Consider the following 18,896-nt stretch of genomic DNA (forward strand, 5'->3'; position numbering starts at 1 on the left):
GTAGGTAAAGGGAATGGGAGCAGAACGACAACGAAATGTATCAAAAATACAGACACCCTTTGTTCAACAGCAGGAATATGCCGAAATCGCATCTGCCAGAAAAAGAAAACTGTTATTGAGACGGCTTTCCCTATTTTTTGTTTGTGCAAGTTTCATATCTTATTTTATGATTTCAAGTTTCGTTTCCCAAACATCAAAGTTGGAGGCCAAGGTGGAAGAAAAGCATAAATTGGCCAAGAACTTGGCTGAACTAAAACAAGAAGAAGACATCTTAAAGGAAAATATCGTAAAGCTAAACGATGATGATTACATTGCTAAACTTGCCAGAAAAGAATATTTTTTCTCTGATCAAAATGAAGTTATTTTTAATATTCCGGATGATAATAAGGGAAAATCAACCAATTAGTTGTGTTATTGACACTCATTTTTCACTTTTTGTATAATATATAGTAAGTATGATTTTTTAATTTTTTAAGGAGGAACATTTTTTTTATGTCAATCGAAGTAGGCAGCAAGTTACAAGGAAAGGTAACAGGAATTACGAATTTCGGAGCGTTTGTGGAGCTGCCGGATGGATCAACAGGACTTGTACACATCAGTGAGGTTGCGGACAACTATGTAAAAGATATTAATGACCATCTTAAAGTTGGCGACCAGGTGGAAGTCAAGGTACTTAATGTTGAAAAGGATGGCAAAATCGGGTTATCTATTAAAAAGGCAAAGGATAGACCGGAAGCCGAGAAAAGACATTCACATTCACATTCACAACGCCCTCGTCAAGGAAGGGCAAACGATCGCAGCAATAACAGACCAGAAAACTTTGAGCAAAAAATGGCCAAATTTTTAAAAGACAGCGAAGATCGTTTATCTTCCCTAAAGCGAAACACTGAGTCTAAGCGCGGAGGAAGAGGGGCTAGACGAGGATAACTTGCTGCTTATTTATAATCGGATAAAGCAGATGTCACTAATCATCTAATAAAAAACAAGACAGGTCTTAACGGCTTGTCTTTTTTATTTGTACACACAAAAAAATCGGCGAACTCGCCGATTTTTTTAATGCTTGCGCTTTTCGTTATAGCGGCGGAGGGGATCGAACCCCCGACCTTACGGGTATGAACCGTACGCTCTAGCCAGCTGAGCTACACCGCCAAATATTTTAGACACAAGTAATATAATACAAACTTCTTAAAAAGATGTCAATATCCTTTAGGAAAAACTGAAAAATCCGACACCGGCTAGGGATAGTTCATATTATTTGATTGAATATAGTGAAAACCGTCGAAACGTTTTTTCAGAATTGTCCACCAATTTGACAAACTTCTAAATCTAGCAACTTTATAATAGTCCCTAACGATGAAATAAGAGGGAGTGCTAGTTATGGAAAAGGTAGAACAGAGTTTAATAGAGCCAATCAGAGAAGTCAACCTTCATTCATCAAAATGGAATATAGATCATTTGATAAATCAATTCCTTTTACTGTTGGAAACATTTTTTATAAAAAAGGGAATTCTCCTGTTATTAGTGGGATTTTTATTAGGACGGGCCTTAATTTTGGCAAAATTAACTCCTTTTGGCCTACCATTTTTTGCAGTAGTTTATTTAATCAAACGTGATAAGGCACCGCTAGCCTTAATCGGATTGATTGTCGGTGCTGCGACCATTTCATTGGGGAATGCAGCCTTAACATTCACCGTAGCGCTTGGCTTTCTAGTAGCGTTTAAGATAGGAGAGAAGTGGATTAAGAATGAAATGAAAGCCTTGCCCTTTTTTGTAGGAATTATTTTGGGGGCAGGGAAATTGGCAGAAGCCTTTATCTCGTCCAAGCAGCTTGCTGTTTATGACATCATGATGGTAGGGGTTCAGGCCAGCCTGGCCTTTATTTTAACGTTAATTTTTTTACAAAGTATTCCCCTATTTACCTTTCATAAGCGGAGGCAGCTATTAAAAACAGAGGAAATTGTCTGTTTAATTATTCTCCTGGCGTCCATCATGACCGGGACCATAGGTTGGAAGATTTATGATTTATCTTTAGAACATATCATGTCACGTTATCTCGTTTTAGTATTTTCCTTTATTGCTGGGGCAACTGTCGGTTCTACTGTAGGCGTTGTCACGGGTCTCATTTTTAGCCTCGCAAGCGTATCAAGCTTTTATCATATGAGTTTATTAGCCTTCTCAGGAGTTTTAGGTGGTTTATTAAAGGAAGGGAAAAAGTTAGGTGTTTCACTGGGCCTATTTATCGCTACTTTGTTGATTGGTATGTATGGTGAAGGTGTCGGTTCTCTTAAACTCACTCTAATGGAAACAGCAGGCGCTATTTTATTGTTCCTATTTACACCGCAAAACTTAACCTCCCGCTTGGCAAAGTATATTCCAGGTACCCCCGAGCATACGGCAGAACAGCAAAAATATATGCGTAAAATGCGTGATGTGACAGCTCAAAGAGTCTCGCAGTTCTCCCATGTCTTTCAAGCCCTCTCCCATAGCTTTTCTCAGGTGGATATCTTTCCGGATGATCATGAGGAGGAGCGGGAAATGGACTATTTTATGAGTCATGTGACAGCAAAGACTTGCCAAACATGTTTTAAGAAAGAACAATGCTGGGCAAAGAATTTTAATACAACCTATGCCTATATGGAACAAATTATTCATGATATGGATCGTAATGATGGAAATGTATCCTTGAAATTGTCGAGGGATTGGGAGAAGCATTGTTCACGGACGAAAAAGGTGTATGAAACCATTGGTCAGGAGCTTACATTTTATCAGGCCAATCAAAAATTAAAAAAGAAGGTACAGGAGAGCCGAAAGCTCGTTGCCGATCAATTACAGGGTGTTTCCGAAGTAATGGGCAACTTCGCCAAGGAAATACAACGGGAGCGAGAAAATTATTATAAACAAGAAGAACAGATTATTGAGGCAATACAGGGGTTTGGTGTTGAGATTGAACAGGTGGAGATTTTTAGTCTTGAACCGGGAAATGTCGATATTGAAATAACGGTACCTTTTTCCAACGGACATGGAGAATGCGAAAAATTAATTGCCCCGATGTTATCCGATATCCTTGGGGAATCCATCATTGTTAAAAAAGAAGATTATGAAGAATATTCAAATGGGGTATGTCATGCTGTATTCCGATCATCAAAGCCGTTTACTGTTGAAACTGGTGTAGCACATGCAGCTAAGGATGGCGGATTGGTTTCAGGTGACAGCCACTCGACCATTGAACTCGGGTTTGGCAAGTTTGCTGTTGCGATCAGTGATGGCATGGGAAATGGAGAGAGAGCCCATTATGAAAGTAAAGAAACCTTGCAGCTTTTGCAAAAAATCCTGCAATCGGGAATTGAAGAGAAATTAGCTATTAAATCAGTGAACTCGATTCTTTCTTTAAGAACCACAGATGAGATATTTTCAACTTTGGATTTAGCAATGATTGACTTGAAAAATGCTTCTGCCAACTTTCTCAAAATTGGGTCCACGCCAAGTTTCATTAAAAGGGGTAAAAAAATTATTAAGATCCAAGCAAGCAATCTTCCTATTGGGATTTTGCAGGAATTTGAGGTTGACGTCGTGTCGGAACAGTTAAAATCCGGAGATTTATTAATAATGATGAGTGATGGGGTTTTTGAAGGACCAAAGCACGTGGAAAATTATGACTTGTGGATGAAGCGGAAGCTCCTTGAACTTGAGACGGATGACCCACAGGAGGTGGCAGACTTAATTCTTGAGGAGGTAATCAGGTCCAGATCAGAAATGATCGATGATGATATGACAGTCATGGTGGCAAAAATCAAACATAATACGCCAAAATGGGCTTCTATTCCAATCCAAAAACTAAAACGGCAAGCTTAATTCATTATTTTGTACCTTCTTCCTTCTGATTATGTATAAATACGTTTGCTCTAGTCGAAAATGGTATCAAGACTAGGAGTGGAGGGAGAAGTTATGCATACTGGTAAGATTAGGCAAGTTTTATTAATTACCGATGGCTGCTCCAATCAAGGAGAAGATCCAATTGCTATGGCGGCCTTGGCAAAAGAACAAGGAATAACGGTAAATGTTATTGGTGTCATGGATCGGGATGTTATCGATGAAAAAGGGATAACAGAAATCGAAGGAATAGCTCTATCTGGAGGAGGGGTTAGCCAGATTGTATATGCACAACAGCTTTCGCAAACCGTTCAGATGGTTACTCGAAAAGCAATGAATCAAACAATACAGGGAGTAGTGAATCGGGAATTACAGCAAATTTTGGGACGTTCCAAAACGATGGAAGATTTGCCGCCGGAAAAAAGAGGCGAAGTCATGGAGGTAGTGGATGAGTTAGGTGAAACGGTAGAATTGGACGTGTTGGTTCTTGTCGATACGAGCGCCAGTATGAAACATAAGCTTCCAACTGTTAAGGAAGCCTTGTTGGATCTGTCATTAAGCTTAAACGCCCGCACAGGGGAAAACCAATTTTCCGTCTATGTATTTCCCGGGAAAAATCAGGATGTCGAAAAATTGTTGGATTGGACCCCAAAACTACAGGCCTTAACAAGTGTTTTTTCAAAATTATCGACAGGTGGTATTACACCTACGGGTCCGGCAATACGAGCAGCCATTTCCTCATTTGAACAAATTCATTCACGAAGGAGTTTATTGGCAAGTGATGATGAATCATTCTTTGAAGAATCTGTGTAAGGTCATTCCCGGGACAATCATTTCAGGAAAATGGCATGGAAAGCACTATCAAATAGTTAAGGAACTGGGATTTGGAGCAAACGGGGTGGTTTACCTTGCCAAGCATCTTAACACTCAAGTTGCTTTAAAAATGAGTGATAATGGAATGTCCATCACTTCTGAGGTAAATGTATTGAAATCATTTGCAAAGGTCCAAGGGTCTACCCTCGGACCTTCTTTGCTTGATGTGGATGATTGGATTAGTGATCGAGGGAGAATTTCTTTTTATGTTATGGAATATATTCAGGGTCCAGACCTATTAACTTTTTTGCAACAAAAAGGGGCAAGCTGGATGCCGGTTTTATTTCTTCAGCTCCTTAGTGATTTGGAAGTCCTGCATCAAAATGGATGGGTATTTGGTGACTTAAAACCGGAAAACTTAATTGTTACGGGCCCGCCTCCGAAGATTCGGTGCATTGATGTTGGTGGAACGACCATCCAGGGAAGGGCTATAAAGGAGTTTACCGAATTTTATGATCGCGGTTATTGGGAATTAGGTACCCGCAGAGCAGAACCAACCTATGATTTATTTGCAGTGGCCATGATTATGATTAACACGGTTTATCCAAAAAGATTTAATAAAACAACAGGGGGTTTGTCACAACTGCGGGAAGCAATCAGGCAAAAGCCAGAGCTTTCGAGATTCAATCAGGTGATTGTGAAGGCACTGCAAGGCCATTACAAAGCAGCCTCAGAAATGAGGAGGGATCTTTTAGAGGCAATTTCTGACAAACCAAGGCAAGGTCATGTATCCGCTCAAACAGCCAAGCCGAAAGTTCAAAGCAACCAACCGGGTCAAAAGGCCAGCCAGTCATTAACAAGACAAACCTATAGGGAAAAAAAGAAGAAAAACGGTTGGACTGAATTCTTCATAATCGCATTCGTCATCGGTTTATTATATTTCCTTTATATTTTTATAAAACTGCTGTAATTATTGAAACTTCTTTCCGGATTAATCGTATAACAAGAAATAGAAATAAGTAACAAAAAATTCATCAACATTGTCATACCTATTTTTTGATAGATACTAATTAAAAGTGGTAAGCTAATCTTATTCTAATTAAGCTTAGGAAAGAATGTGCATAGATATGTTTGAGGCAAAAGTTGAAGCCTTTCTGGCGAGACATTCACTCAAGCTTGATCATATCAACATGGTGGTGGGTGTTTCAGGTGGGCCGGATTCATTAGCCTTGCTTCACTTTTTGCAAAAGGAAAGGGAGAAAAAGGATTTAAATCTTGTTGTTGCTCACGTTGACCATATGTTTCGTGGGCAGGAATCGTACGAAGATGCAATGTTTGTCAAAAACTATTGTCAATCATTTGATATTCCTTTTGAAATGACACGTGTGAATGTACCGGAACTAATTCGTAAAACAGGAAAGAGTTCACAGGTGGCTGCACGGGAAGTAAGATATGAATTTTATTATACGGTTATGGAGAAGTATAAAGCCCCATACTTAGCACTTGGACATCATGGTGATGATCAAGTTGAAACGATTTTGATGAGATTAACAAGGGGCAGCACTGGGATGGCAAGAGCGGGAATTCCCTTTTCCCGACCATTTGGCACTGGAATGATTATAAGACCATTCTTATGTGTAACAAAGAGAGAGATACAGTTGTACTGTCAAGAGAACCACCTCATTCCAAGGTTAGATCCTAGTAATGATAAGGGGATTTATAGTAGAAACAGATTCCGTAAAGAGGTCCTTCCTTTTTTGAAAAAAGAAAATCCTCAAGTCCATGAGCATTTTCAACGGTTTAGTGAGGAACTTCAGACAGATGATGAATTTCTCAATGATCTAGCTAGTAAAGAAATAAAGGCAGCGGTCAAGGAGCAAACAGAGGATAAAATGTCTATTGACATTAGTAAATTCCTCGAAATGCCTTTACCTTTACAAAGAAGAGCGATTCAACTAATATTAAAATATCTTTATAAAGAGGAAAAAGTTACCCTTTCAGCCATACATATTGACCAAATTTTTCGGCTTTTACAGCGAGATGAACCATCAGGCACTCTGGATTTCCCGCACGGCCTAAAGGTGATTCAATCTTATCAGCAATTATCTTTTCATTTTAACCCAGACAAAGCCAAGCCTTACTATATTGAAGCAAGAGAGCCTGGGAAGTTTCTCCTCCCAAATGGGGATAGTGTGATCATTGAAAAGGTAAATCGGGACATTTCCGAAAGGGGTTCTCATATAGCTGTATTTAATGAGGAAGAAATCAAATGGCCAATTGTCATTCGCACTAGGAGCAAGGGTGATCGGATGACTTTAAAAGGGATGTCTGGTTCAAAAAAGTTGAAAGACATTTTTATTGACGAAAAGATTCCTCTTCATGACCGAGATACATGGCCTGTAATAACAGATGGTCATAACCGGATCATTTGGCTGCCAGGCTTAAAAAGGTCATCATTTGAAGAAAAAAAAGCAATCACACATCAAAATTTACTACTCACATTAAAAAGTAATGATCTTCTAGGGGGCACAATGAATGATGAATCAGGACATTGAAAAAGTATTAGTTTCAGAAGAGGAAATCCAGGGAAAAATAAAAGAGCTGGCAACACAGTTAACGGAAGAATATAAAGATCGCTTTCCTCTTGCAATCGGAGTATTAAAGGGTGCGATGCCGTTTATGGCTGATTTATTAAAACGCATGGATTGTTATTTGGAAATGGATTTTATGGATGTATCAAGTTATGGGACTGCATTTGTTTCATCTGGAGAGGTAAAAATCCTAAAGGATTTAGATACTTCTGTAGAGGGAAGAGATATCCTAATCATTGAGGATATTATTGACAGTGGGTTGACCTTGAGTTATTTAGTGGATTTATTCAAATACCGTAAGGCAAAATCCATTAAAATCGTTACGCTTCTTGATAAACCAAGTGGAAGAAAGAGCGATATTCAAGCTGATTATGTTGGTTTTATTGTTCCGGATGAATTTGTTGTTGGTTACGGATTAGACTATATTGAGAAGTATCGAAACCTTCCATATATTGGCGTTTTAAAACCGGAAGTTTATAGTACTAACGAATAATCATATTCGATTTTTCCCGTTAACATATGGATCAAAAAACGCCCTAACAAGGGCAATTTCTTGAATTTACAAGATTTTCTATGATACTATTTAATATAGTTTTTACCCGCGGGAGGAGGTAAGAGATGAATCGGATTTTCCGTAATACCATCTTTTATTTATTGATATTTTTAGTTATTATTGGCGTTGTTAGTTTCTTCAATGGTAGCAACGACCAAACTGACCAAATTTCTTATGACAAGTTTGTGCAGCGATTAGAAAACAAGGAAGTAAAGTCCTTTTCGATGCAGCCAGAACGAGGGGTATATGAAGTTCGTGGTGAACTTTCAACAAACAGTAAGAAATTTATTACTTATATCCCTAACAGTGAAAAAATTCTAGACAGTATTCAAAGCTCCAAAGTTAAAGTTGACGTAATGCCAGCGAAGGAAACAAGTGGATGGGTTACCTTCTTTACATCCATTATTCCATTTGTGATTATTTTTATCTTATTCTTCTTCTTATTGAACCAAGCTCAAGGCGGCGGAAGCCGAGTTATGAACTTTGGTAAATCTAAGGCTAAGCTTTATAACGATGATAAGAAAAAAGTCCGTTTTAAAGATGTAGCCGGTGCGGATGAAGAAAAAGCAGAATTAGTGGAAGTTGTTGAGTTTTTAAAAGACCCGCGGAAGTTTTCTGAGTTGGGTGCACGTATTCCAAAAGGTGTCCTTCTTGTAGGACCTCCGGGAACAGGTAAAACGCTCCTAGCCCGTGCGGTTGCTGGTGAGGCAGGAGTGCCATTCTTCTCCATCAGTGGATCTGATTTCGTTGAAATGTTTGTCGGGGTCGGTGCATCCCGTGTCCGTGATTTATTTGAAAATGCGAAGAAAAATGCTCCATGTATTATTTTTATCGATGAAATTGATGCTGTTGGACGTCAGCGTGGTGCCGGTTTAGGTGGCGGCCACGATGAGCGTGAACAGACCTTAAACCAATTGCTTGTTGAAATGGATGGTTTTGGCGCCAATGAGGGAATAATCATTATCGCCGCAACCAACCGTCCAGATATTTTAGACCCTGCATTATTACGTCCTGGTCGTTTTGACCGTCAAATTACTGTTGATCGTCCGGATGTAAATGGACGTGAAGCGGTTTTAGGTGTACATGCACGCAATAAGCCGTTAGATGAAGCCGTAAATCTAAAACATATCGCTATGAGAACTCCAGGATTCTCTGGTGCAGACCTTGAGAATCTACTGAATGAGGCGGCTCTTGTGGCAGCCCGTCAAAACAAAAAGAAAATCGATATGGTTGATATTGATGAAGCAGTAGACCGCGTTATCGCTGGACCTGCGAAAAAGAGCCGGGTTATTTCAGAGAAAGAACGCAAAATCGTTGCCTTCCACGAAGGCGGTCATACAGTGATTGGGTTAGTGCTAGATGAAGCAGATATGGTTCACAAAGTTACCATTGTACCACGTGGTCAAGCCGGTGGATATGCTGTCATGCTGCCAAGAGAAGATCGTTACTTTATGACCAAGCCAGAGTTATTAGATAAAATTGTTGGTCTTTTGGGTGGACGTGTAGCTGAGGAGATTGTCTTTGGTGAAGTAAGTACGGGAGCGCATAATGACTTCCAGCGCGCTACCGGAATTGCCCGTCGAATGGTAACCGAGTTTGGTATGAGTGATAAGCTTGGACCGCTACAGTTTGGTTCAGCTCAAGGTGGTCAGGTATTCCTTGGACGTGATCTCCATAATGAGCAAAATTATTCCGATGCCATTGCTTATGAGATTGATTTAGAAATCCAGCGGATTATTAAAGAGTCTTATGAGAGATGTAGACAAATTCTTACCGAAAATCGCGATAAACTGGATTTAATCGCGAAAACGCTCTTAGAAGTAGAAACGCTTAATGCGGAACAAATCAAGTATTTGGTTGAAAATGGCCGCTTGCCTGAAGACCCTACAGAGCTTAAAACGGTAAAATTAGATAACAAAAAAGCTGATGATGTAAAAGTAACCATCAATACCAAGAAGGATGAGGGAGAAAAAGAGGAGAAGTCATTCCTAGATACCCCTCCTGAGGACATTGATTATAAGTAAATGAGGGAAGAGTGCTTTGATGAAGCACTCTTTTTTTTCACGAATAAACTAATTATGGTATTATGTTTGCATGTAAGCAATGAAAACATAACAAAGTGAGTGATCAATGTTGATTTTCGTTTTTGATGTGGGGAATACAAATATTGTTTTAGGTGTATATGATGGTGAAGAACTGAAATATCATTGGCGGATTGAAACAAACCGCAACAGAACAGAAGACGAATTTGGTATGAGCATCAAATCATTATTTGAGCATGCAGGACTTTCTTTTTCAGATATAAATGGCATTATTATTTCTTCGGTTGTACCTCCGATTATGTTTGCTTTAGAGAGAATGTGTCATAAGTACTTCCATATTAAACCTTTAGTCGTTGGCCCTGGCATTAAGACGGGACTAAATATTAAATATGAAAATCCTAGGGAAGTGGGAGCGGACAGAATTGTTAATGCAGTTGCTGCCATTCACGAGTATGGTTGTCCGCTGATTATTGTTGATTTTGGCACAGCAACGACTTATTGCTATGTGAATGAAGATCGTCAATATATAGGTGGTGCCATCGCTCCTGGAATTGGGATTTCAACAGAAGCTCTTTATTCAAGGGCTGCCAAGCTGCCCCGTATTGAAATTGCCCGGCCCGAAGGCGTTATTGGAAAAAATACAGTATCTGCCATGCAAGCTGGTATTGTCTATGGTTATGTTGGACAAGTTGAAGGCGTTGTAAAGCGGATGATGGACCAAAGTAAAAAGAAACCAACCGTCATTGCAACCGGCGGATTGGCAAATTTAATAGCTCAAGAATCCACCATCATTGATGTTGTTGACCCTTTTCTAACTTTGAAAGGGTTGCAGCTAATTTATAAACGGAATACGGATACCATAAAGAATAGCACTGAGAAAGGGGAATAGGAATGAACGATTATCTTGTAAAAGCTTTAGGATTTGACGGAAATATAAGAGCATATGCGGTTAGAACCACAGAAACGGTGAGTGAGGCCCAACGTCGTCATGGAACTTGGAGAACAGCATCTGCCGCCTTAGGCCGCACTATGACTGCAGGGGTCATGATGGGCGCCATGTTAAAAGGGGACAATAAGTTAACAATTAAAATTGATGGCGGCGGTCCTCTTGGACCCATTCTCGTGGATAGTAATGCCAAGGGTGAAGTACGTGGGTATGTGACAAATCCCGAGATAGATTTTGAAGCAAATGAACATGGTAAGCTTGATGTACGCCGCGCGGTTGGAACAGAAGGGGTATTATCAGTGGTAAAGGATACGGGAATGCGTGACTTTTTCTCCGGTCAAGTTCCCCTTGTTTCCGGAGAATTAGGGGAGGATTTTACCTATTACTTTGCGACTTCAGAACAGGTTCCTTCATCTGTAGGAGTTGGTGTATTAGTAAATCCTGATGACTCCATTCTAGCTGCTGGAGGATTTATTCTTCAAGTTATGCCGGGGACATCCGATGCCATTATTTCTAAATTGGAAGAAAGGCTAAAAGTAATTCCACCAGTTTCGAAATTGATTGAAAAAGGACTTACTCCTGAACAATTATTAGAAGAACTGTTCGGCAGTGGAAATGTAAAAATCATGGAAACGATGCCAGTCAAGTTTGCTTGTAATTGCTCCAAACAACGATTTGCAGATGCCATTATTGGCTTAGGGGCAAAAGAAATTCACGATATGATTGTAGAAGACGGCCAGGCTGAGGCACACTGCCATTTTTGCAATGAAAAATATCTTTTTTCCAGGGAAGAATTAGAGGAATTAATGAAGGAAGCTAAATAAACATAACCACTGGAGGAGAACAGGTTGGGGAAGAAGCAGCTTTGGATGGTTATAGCAGGACTCATTTTGCTCAATTGCCTCACGATTACTTTCTTCTTAACAAAGGGATCGAACGAGGAAAGTGCTGAGAATGAAGCAGTGGCAAAAGTGGGGAAACAAACCATTACACGACAGGATTGGCTCCACCAATTAGAAATTAGATATGGAAAAGATGTTTTAAAGGAAATGATTGATCAAAAGGTTATTAAAGAAATGGCTGAAAAGTATGGCATTCGCATTTCTGATCAAGAAGTGGAACGGGAATTCAGATTGCTGCAAGCAACAAATCAATCCTTTAATCAGAATAACACCTATAATAACAAAAAGTGGAAAGAACAAATTCGAAACAGTCTAATTTTAGAAGAGCTTTTAACAAAGGATGTTAATATATCCGATAAAGAGTTAAGGGCCTATTATGAAAAAAATAAAGATTTATTTAATGTTCCTGAAGTTTATCATCTCTCGCAAATCATTGTAAAAACGAATGATGAAGCCAAAAAGGTATTAAAGGAATTGTCACAAGGATCGAGTTTTTCAGCCACGGCCATGGAAAGCTCTGTTGATGAGTTTTCCGCAAATGAAGGCGGCGATATTGGGTATATTAGTGAAGGGGATGAAAAGTACCCGGATCAATACATTACTGCCGCGAAGCAGCTGAAAAAAGGAGCTGTCACCAAACCAATCAAGGTAGAACAAGGTTACGCTGTTCTGAAGCTTATGAGTAAAAAGAGCGGACTTAAATATTCGTATAATCAAGTAAAAGATGAAATACGACGGCAAATGGCTTTAGAACAATTAAAAACATCAGCATCTGCATCGACCTTTTGGAAAGAGGCAGGAGTTGAATGGTTTTACGGAAAAGACCAGAATACTAACTAAAAACACAGGATAAACATTCTGTGTTTTTCTTTTACAAAAATTTCACAAAATTCCCATAGCAAAATGATTGACAAAACCAGTTTAAAATTGGTAAATTGTATATAAATCCAATAAAAATACTCGGAATAGAGGTGCCCATATGGTTCGTGTTGCAAATTCAGTTGCCGAATTAGTCGGCCAAACACCAATTGTAAAGCTAAATAGATTAGTAGATGACAATAGCGCAGAAGTATACTTAAAGCTTGAATATTTTAACCCTGGAAGTAGCGTTAAGGACCGGATTGGTTTAGCAATGATTGAGGCCGCAGAACAAGAGGGTTTAATTAAACCAGGTGATACCATTATTGAACCAACCAGTGGTAATACTGGAATTGGTCTTGCAATGATTGCTGCTGCAAAAGGATATCGTGCCGTATTTGTAATGCCTGAAACAATGAGCTTAGAGAGAAGAAATCTCCTTCGTGCTTACGGGGCAGAGCTTGTGTTAACTCCGGGACCAGAAGGTATGAAAGGTGCTATTGCTAAAGCAGAAGCACTTGCAGCAGAAAACGGCTATTTCATGCCGCAACAATTTAAAAACCAAGCAAACCCTGAAGTTCATAGAAAAACAACTGGGAAAGAAATTGTAGAGCAAATGGACCAACTGGATGCATTTGTATCCGGTATCGGTACAGGTGGAACCATTTCCGGTGCGGGAAGTGTCATTCGTGAAAAATTCCCAAATGCTAAGATTTATGCAGTTGAGCCAAAGGATTCAAATATCCTTTCGGGTGGAAAGCCTGGCCCTCATAAACTTCAAGGCCTTGGAGCAGGATTTGTTCCTGATACGTTAAATACAAATATTTATGATGAAGTGGTTCAAATTACCACTGAAGAGGCATTTGAAGCTTCCCGCCGTGCAGCAAGAGAAGAAGGGATTCTAGGTGGCATCTCTTCAGGAGCAGCCATCTCTGCGGCCCTGAAGGTAGCAAAAGAACTTGGCAAAGGTAAAAAGGTTCTTGCGATCATTCCTGATAACGGTGAGCGTTATTTAAGTACACCATTATATCAATACGATGCAGAATAATTCCTATTAAAAAAGAGGCATTGGCTTACAAAAAGCCATGCTTCTTTTTTATGAACTTAAATAAATTCTGGGTCCTCCATTGCTTTATTGATAAACCAATTTCATGTATGATAATAAGAGTTGTAATTTTGGCAAGGGGGATGAAATAAGAGGTGCAAACAATTCATTGTGGTCCCTATATATTGGATTTTACGAAAAAAACCAATGTGATGGGAATTCTAAATGTGACACCGGATTCCTTTTCGGATGGAGGAAGGTTTAATGTAATTGAAATGGCCATTGAGCATGCAAAAGAAATGGTAGCAAATGGTGCGGACATTATTGATATTGGTGGAGAATCCACTCGCCCTGGTTTTACAGCCGTTTCTTTGGATGAGGAATTAGAACGAGTTATACCAGTCATTGAAGCAATAGCTCAACATGTACAGGTACCTATTTCAATTGATACGTATAAAGCAGAAGTGGCCAAGCAGGCTTTGAAAGCGGGTGCCCATATTATTAATGATATTTGGGGTGCCAAGGCTGATGATCAAATGGCCACTGTAGCGGCGGAGTTTGATGCTCCGATTATACTAATGCACAATCGCCATGATCGTCAGTATTCTATGTTTGTCAGAGATGTCATTAGCGACTTATTCGAAAGCATCACGCTCGTTAAAAATGCCGGTGTAAAGGATCATAATATTATCTTGGACCCTGGGATTGGTTTTGCTAAAGATTATCAAGAAAACCTAATGATGATGCAAAATTTAGATAAGCTTACCATGTTGGGGTATCCTGTACTATTAGGTACTTCTCGTAAGTCGTTGATTGGACAGGCCCTTAATCTCCCTGTTAGTGAAAGAATGGAAGGAACAGGAGCTACCGTTTGCTACGGAATCCAAAAGGGGTGCCAGATAATCAGGGTTCATGATGTTAAGGAAATGAGCAGAATGGCCAAAATGATGGATGCACTTATGGGAAAAGGTGATCAGATTGGATAAAATATATGTAAATGAAATGGAATTCTATGGTTACCATGGCGTTTTTCCGGAGGAGAATGTACTGGGACAACGTTTTAAAGTGGATTTATCAGTTAAGGTTGATTTAAGGCAGGCGGGAGAGACTGACGACCTTAAATATTCAGTTCATTATGGAGAGCTCTATCAATTGTGTAAAGAAATTGTTGAAGGTAAACCATTTAAACTAGTAGAAGCGGTCGCTGAAAAAATTGCTGGTGCTGTTCTTACAGGATTTCCACTAGTCCATGAGGTTACTGTGAAGGTAATCAAACCAGATCCTCCTATTCCTGGTCATTATAAAAGCGTGGCTATAGAACTGACAAGGAGTAGATAATAATGGAAAATATTGCATTTATCGCCCTTGGCTCGAACTTGGGTAATCGTTATGACACCTTGATTGAGGCAATTAAAATGTTATCAAGTGACCCGAACATAAAATTGGTAAATAAATCTTCTGTATATGAAACAGATCCTGTCGGTTACACAGACCAGGATTTATTTTTAAATATGGTCATTGAAGTGAGAACTGGGTTAAGCGCAAATGAATTATTAGAAAAATGCTTGGCAACAGAATTGGCACTTGGAAGAAAGAGGGAAATTAAGTGGGGACCTCGGACAATAGACCTTGACATCCTAACCTATAATCAAGAAAATATTGAAACGGAGAACCTTACTATTCCACATCCACGTATATTGGAGCGGGCCTTTGTTATGATTCCGCTAATTGAAATAAAGCCCGATCTTTTATTGGCTGGAAATGAAAAGCCGGTCATACAGCACTTGAATGAATTACCAGACAAAGAAGGAGTCCGAATATGGAAGCGGAAAAGTGGGGAAGACGTATTCGAGCCTATCGGAAGCTAAAGGGTTTTACACAGGAGAGCTTTTCGAAGGAACTTGGTGTATCAGTATCTATTATTGGTGAAATTGAACGAGGAAATCGCCTGCCGACAGGTGACTTACTTGAAAAAATAATAAAGTGTTTAAATGTTAGTATAGAGGAATTAGCTCCAAAAGAGTAAAACAGGAATCGGAGGTAGAGATATGTTGAAAATTGGTAATATCGAAATGAAAAACCAAGTCGTTCTGGCTCCGATGGCCGGAGTTTGCAACTCAGCATTCCGTCTAACGGTTAAGGAATTTGGTGCAGGTTTAGTCTGTGCTGAAATGGTCAGTGATAAAGGAATTGTTTTTAAAAACGAAAAAACAATGAATTTGCTATATATAGATGAGCGTGAAAAACCGTTGAGTTTGCAGATTTTTGGCGGTGAAAAGGAAACGCTAGTGGAAGCAGCGAAATTCGTAGATCAAAATACCAATGCTGATATTATTGATATCAACATGGGATGTCCTGTTCCAAAAATCACAAAATGTGATGCAGGGGCAAAATGGTTGTTAGACCCAAATAAAATTTATGAAATGGTATCCGCTGTAGTCCATGCTGTGGAGAAACCCGTTACGGTCAAAATGAGAATGGGTTGGGATGAGGATCATATTTTTGCTGTCAAGAATGCACAAGCTGTCGAGCGTGCAGGCGGGAAGGCTATTGCCCTCCACGGAAGAACACGTGTGCAAATGTATGAAGGTAAGGCTAATTGGGATATTATCAGAGAGGTTAAACAATCCGTTACGATTCCGGTGATTGGGAATGGAGATGTCCAAACCCCGCAGGACGCTAAACGGATGCTTGAAGAAACGGGCTGTGACGGAGTCATGATTGGAAGAGCAGCATTGGGTAACCCGTGGATGATTTATCGTACCGTTCAATATTTAGAGACAGACAAATTATTGGGTGAGCCATCTGTACGTGAGAAAATGGATGTCTGCATCCTTCATTTAGACCGGTTAATTGCATTGAAAAATGAGGATATTGCGGTGAGAGAAATGCGTAAGCATGCGGCTTGGTATTTAAAAGGAATCCGCGGTAATGCTAAGGTGCGTAATGCCATCAATGAATGTCAAACCCGTGAGCAGCTTGTTTCTTTATTAAATGAATTAGCATTAGATGAATCTCAAAATCAAGCTATCGTCGGATAGATATATTTGACATTAATAGACTCTTTTTCTATAATGTTTGTGTTTACATTTATTCAACTGCCGGTCTCATACTGGCAGTTTTTATTTATATCACATTTTTTGATGTCTGAAACGTTCATTTTGTGTAAAATAATAGAAGTATGCATGAAACGTGTTGATGGACGAGTATATCCCAGCGTTTACATAATATAAGATATTAATAATGGAGTTGATACCTGTGAGTAATGAAGAATTAAATGACCAGCTGATTGTCAGACGTGAAAAAATGTCGGCTATGCGTGAAAAGGGCCTTGACCCATTCGGCAAACGTTTTGAGCGGTCTCACACGACAAAAGAAATTATTGAACAATTCGATGGAATTGAAAAAGAAGACCTAGAAGGTAAAAATGTAGCAGTTTCTCTTGCTGGAAGAATAATGACCAAGCGCGGAAAAGGTAAAGCCGGTTTTGCGCATATACAGGATTTGACAGGTCAAATTCAAATCTATGTAAGACTAGATGCTGTTGGAGAAGAACAATATGAAATTTTTGACTCAGCAGATTTAGGGGACATTGTTGGGGTACATGGGACTCTTTTCAAAACAAAGGTCGGCGAGTTATCTATCAAAGTTTCAAACTTTGTCTTTCTTTCAAAAGCACTTCGCCCGCTTCCTGATAAGTTCCATGGTTTAAAGGATGTTGAACAACGATATCGCCAACGGTACCTTGACCTAATCATGAGTCAGGAGAGCAAAGAAACTTTCATTACTCGCAGTAAGATTATTCAAGCCATGCGCCGCTACTTAGATGATAATGGCTACCTGGAAGTTGAAACACCAATGATGCATGCGATTGCGGGAGGTGCCTCTGCCCGTCCGTTCATCACACATCACAATGCGCTTGATATGGAATTATATATGAGGATCGCTATTGAACTTCACTTAAAACGATTAATCGTCGGCGGTTTGGAAAAAGTTTATGAGATTGGCCGTGTTTTTAGAAACGAAGGTGTTTCCACACGTCACAATCCAGAGTTTACAATGATTGAGCTTTACGAAGCTTATGCAGATTATCGTGATGTTATGGCTCTTACAGAAAACCTGATTGCTCATTGTGCCCAAGAAGTATTAGGAACTACCACGATTCAATATGGTGAGTATGAAGTGGATTTAAAACCAGAATGGAAGAGACTTCACATGGTCGATGCCATTAAGGAATATACGGGTGTAGACTTCTGGAAGGAAATGAGCGTGGAAGAAGCCCGGGCGCTTGCAAAAGAACACGGTGTCGAGATTACTGAACATATGCTATATGGTCACATCGTGAATGAGTTCTTTGAACAAAAGGTGGAAGAAAAATTAATTCAGCCAACCTTTATTTATGGTCATCCAGTGGAAATTTCTCCTCTTGCGAAGAAAAATGATGAAGATCCACGTTTTACTGATCGTTTTGAATTGTTTATTGTCGCTCGTGAGCATGCTAATGCTTTCACAGAGCTTAACGATCCAATCGATCAAAGAGAACGTTTTGAAGCCCAATTAAAAGAACGTGAACAAGGTAATGACGAAGCTCATTTAATGGATGATGACTTCATCGAGGCATTAGAATACGGAATGCCACCAACAGGTGGATTAGGAATTGGTATCGACCGTTTAGTTATGCTATTAACAAACGCTCCATCTATCCGTGATGTCCTATTATTCCCGTTAATGCGTCATAAATAATGATTAAAGGGGGTGCCGAGATATTGTTCGGTACCCCTTTTTTTGTTCTATTTGTTCTAACGAAAAGCACCACGTAAAGAATTAAGTACTAGCTAATTATAAAAAAGATTAACATAGAACACGGTAGCTGTTGCTATTTTTAGGAACTGTCATTATCCATTTTTATCTACTAAATGACAATGCGTGGGGAGGAAATGAGAGGGGGTTTAAAACAGCATTTTTTAAGAAGGGGTGAGAAAATTAAAACTTTAAAACAAAACGAAAAAAACTATTGCACTAAACTTTTGAAGGTGGTATATTAATAACTGTTGTTGCGAAACATTACGTTTTCAACAAAGAAATTTTTTAAAAAAGTTATTGACTTTGTGTTGATAGCTTGGTATGATAATAAAGTCGCTTTTGAGAGCGATGAAGATTGATCTTTGAAAACTAAACAAACAAGAACGTCAACAAACAATAATATTCATTTCGTTAGAAATGAAGCCAACGTTTTATTTTATGAGCTAATCACTCTTTTTGGAGAGTTTGATCCT

Annotated in this window: 18 protein-coding genes and 1 tRNA gene; 18 read left to right on the forward strand and 1 reads right to left on the reverse strand. The window is 39.3% G+C overall.

The window, feature by feature from the left end; all coding sequences use genetic code 11:
• Positions 1-13 precede the first annotated feature (13 nt).
• Both ACI3K6_RS22485 and ACI3K6_RS22490 read left to right on the forward strand, forming a co-directional pair.
• Positions 14-406, forward strand: a complete 393-nt coding sequence (locus tag ACI3K6_RS22485) for an FtsB family cell division protein (protein WP_335477570.1) — start codon at positions 14-16, stop codon at positions 404-406.
• Positions 407-492: 86 nt separating this feature from the next.
• Positions 493-927 carry a S1 domain-containing RNA-binding protein gene (locus ACI3K6_RS22490; protein ID WP_435556569.1) on the forward strand — a complete coding sequence of 145 codons (435 nt, stop codon included), beginning with the start codon at positions 493-495 and terminating at the stop codon, positions 925-927.
• Between the two features lie 148 nt (positions 928-1,075).
• Here ACI3K6_RS22490 and ACI3K6_RS22495 read toward each other — a convergent pair.
• A tRNA-Met gene (locus ACI3K6_RS22495) sits at positions 1,076-1,149 on the reverse strand.
• A 228-nt stretch (positions 1,150-1,377) separates the two neighbouring features.
• Here ACI3K6_RS22495 and spoIIE point away from each other — a divergent pair.
• The 16 genes from spoIIE to lysS all read left to right on the forward strand — a co-directional run bounded on the left by spoIIE (position 1,378) and on the right by lysS (position 18,363).
• Positions 1,378-3,852, forward strand: a complete 2,475-nt coding sequence (spoIIE, locus tag ACI3K6_RS22500) for a stage II sporulation protein E (RefSeq protein WP_435556570.1) — start codon at positions 1,378-1,380, stop codon at positions 3,850-3,852.
• Positions 3,853-3,945: 93 nt separating this feature from the next.
• Positions 3,946-4,683 carry a VWA domain-containing protein gene (locus ACI3K6_RS22505; protein ID WP_335477564.1) on the forward strand — a complete coding sequence of 246 codons (738 nt, stop codon included), beginning with the start codon at positions 3,946-3,948 and terminating at the stop codon, positions 4,681-4,683.
• The gene (locus ACI3K6_RS22510) at positions 4,652-5,653 is read left to right on the forward strand and encodes a serine/threonine protein kinase (RefSeq protein WP_435556579.1); all 1,002 of its coding nucleotides are present in this window, start codon (positions 4,652-4,654) and stop codon (positions 5,651-5,653) included. Before ACI3K6_RS22505 ends, ACI3K6_RS22510 begins: the two co-directional genes overlap by 32 nt.
• Before the next feature lie 157 nt (positions 5,654-5,810).
• The gene (gene tilS / locus ACI3K6_RS22515) at positions 5,811-7,238 is read left to right on the forward strand and encodes a tRNA lysidine(34) synthetase TilS (RefSeq protein WP_435556571.1); all 1,428 of its coding nucleotides are present in this window, start codon (positions 5,811-5,813) and stop codon (positions 7,236-7,238) included.
• Entirely contained in the window at positions 7,222-7,767 is a 546-nt protein-coding gene (gene hpt, locus ACI3K6_RS22520; protein WP_435556580.1) for a hypoxanthine phosphoribosyltransferase, read from the forward strand. Before tilS ends, hpt begins: the two co-directional genes overlap by 17 nt.
• A 125-nt stretch (positions 7,768-7,892) precedes the next feature.
• Positions 7,893-9,851 (forward strand): ATP-dependent zinc metalloprotease FtsH, encoded by a 1,959-nt coding sequence (ftsH, locus tag ACI3K6_RS22525; RefSeq protein ID WP_335477557.1) that lies wholly within the window; start codon positions 7,893-7,895, stop codon positions 9,849-9,851.
• Positions 9,852-9,960: 109 nt separating this feature from the next.
• Entirely contained in the window at positions 9,961-10,758 is a 798-nt protein-coding gene (locus tag ACI3K6_RS22530) for a type III pantothenate kinase (protein ID WP_435556581.1), read from the forward strand.
• A gap of 2 nt (positions 10,759-10,760) precedes the next feature.
• Positions 10,761-11,639, forward strand: coding sequence for an Hsp33 family molecular chaperone HslO (gene hslO / locus ACI3K6_RS22535; RefSeq protein WP_435556572.1), 879 nt, complete (start codon positions 10,761-10,763; stop codon positions 11,637-11,639).
• 24 nt (positions 11,640-11,663) lie between these two features.
• A complete protein-coding gene (locus ACI3K6_RS22540) occupies positions 11,664-12,557 on the forward strand; it encodes a peptidyl-prolyl cis-trans isomerase (protein WP_435556573.1) in 894 nt (297 codons plus the stop codon).
• 139 nt (positions 12,558-12,696) lie between these two features.
• Positions 12,697-13,623, forward strand: coding sequence for a cysteine synthase A (gene cysK / locus ACI3K6_RS22545; RefSeq protein ID WP_435556574.1), 927 nt, complete (start codon positions 12,697-12,699; stop codon positions 13,621-13,623).
• 209 nt (positions 13,624-13,832) lie between these two features.
• On the forward strand, positions 13,833-14,606 hold the full coding sequence (gene folP, locus ACI3K6_RS22550) for a dihydropteroate synthase (protein WP_435556582.1): 774 nt from the start codon (positions 13,833-13,835) through the stop codon (positions 14,604-14,606).
• Positions 14,599-14,958 (forward strand): dihydroneopterin aldolase, encoded by a 360-nt coding sequence (folB, locus tag ACI3K6_RS22555; protein WP_335477549.1) that lies wholly within the window; start codon positions 14,599-14,601, stop codon positions 14,956-14,958. Before folP ends, folB begins: the two co-directional genes overlap by 8 nt.
• A gap of 2 nt (positions 14,959-14,960) precedes the next feature.
• Complete coding sequence (folK, locus tag ACI3K6_RS22560) at positions 14,961-15,488, forward strand: 2-amino-4-hydroxy-6-hydroxymethyldihydropteridine diphosphokinase (protein WP_435556575.1); 528 nt, start codon at positions 14,961-14,963, stop codon at positions 15,486-15,488.
• Complete coding sequence (locus ACI3K6_RS22565; RefSeq protein WP_335477545.1) at positions 15,440-15,646, forward strand: helix-turn-helix domain-containing protein; 207 nt, start codon at positions 15,440-15,442, stop codon at positions 15,644-15,646. Before folK ends, ACI3K6_RS22565 begins: the two co-directional genes overlap by 49 nt.
• A gap of 22 nt (positions 15,647-15,668) precedes the next feature.
• On the forward strand, positions 15,669-16,661 hold the full coding sequence (gene dusB / locus ACI3K6_RS22570; RefSeq protein WP_435556576.1) for a tRNA dihydrouridine synthase DusB: 993 nt from the start codon (positions 15,669-15,671) through the stop codon (positions 16,659-16,661).
• A 217-nt stretch (positions 16,662-16,878) separates the two neighbouring features.
• Complete coding sequence (gene lysS, locus ACI3K6_RS22575) at positions 16,879-18,363, forward strand: lysine--tRNA ligase (RefSeq protein ID WP_435556577.1); 1,485 nt, start codon at positions 16,879-16,881, stop codon at positions 18,361-18,363.
• The last annotated feature ends 533 nt before the right edge of the window (positions 18,364-18,896 follow it).

Source organism: Neobacillus solisequens, from assembly GCF_051233465.1.
Taxonomy (GTDB): Bacteria; Bacillota; Bacilli; order Bacillales; family Cytobacillaceae; genus Neobacillus.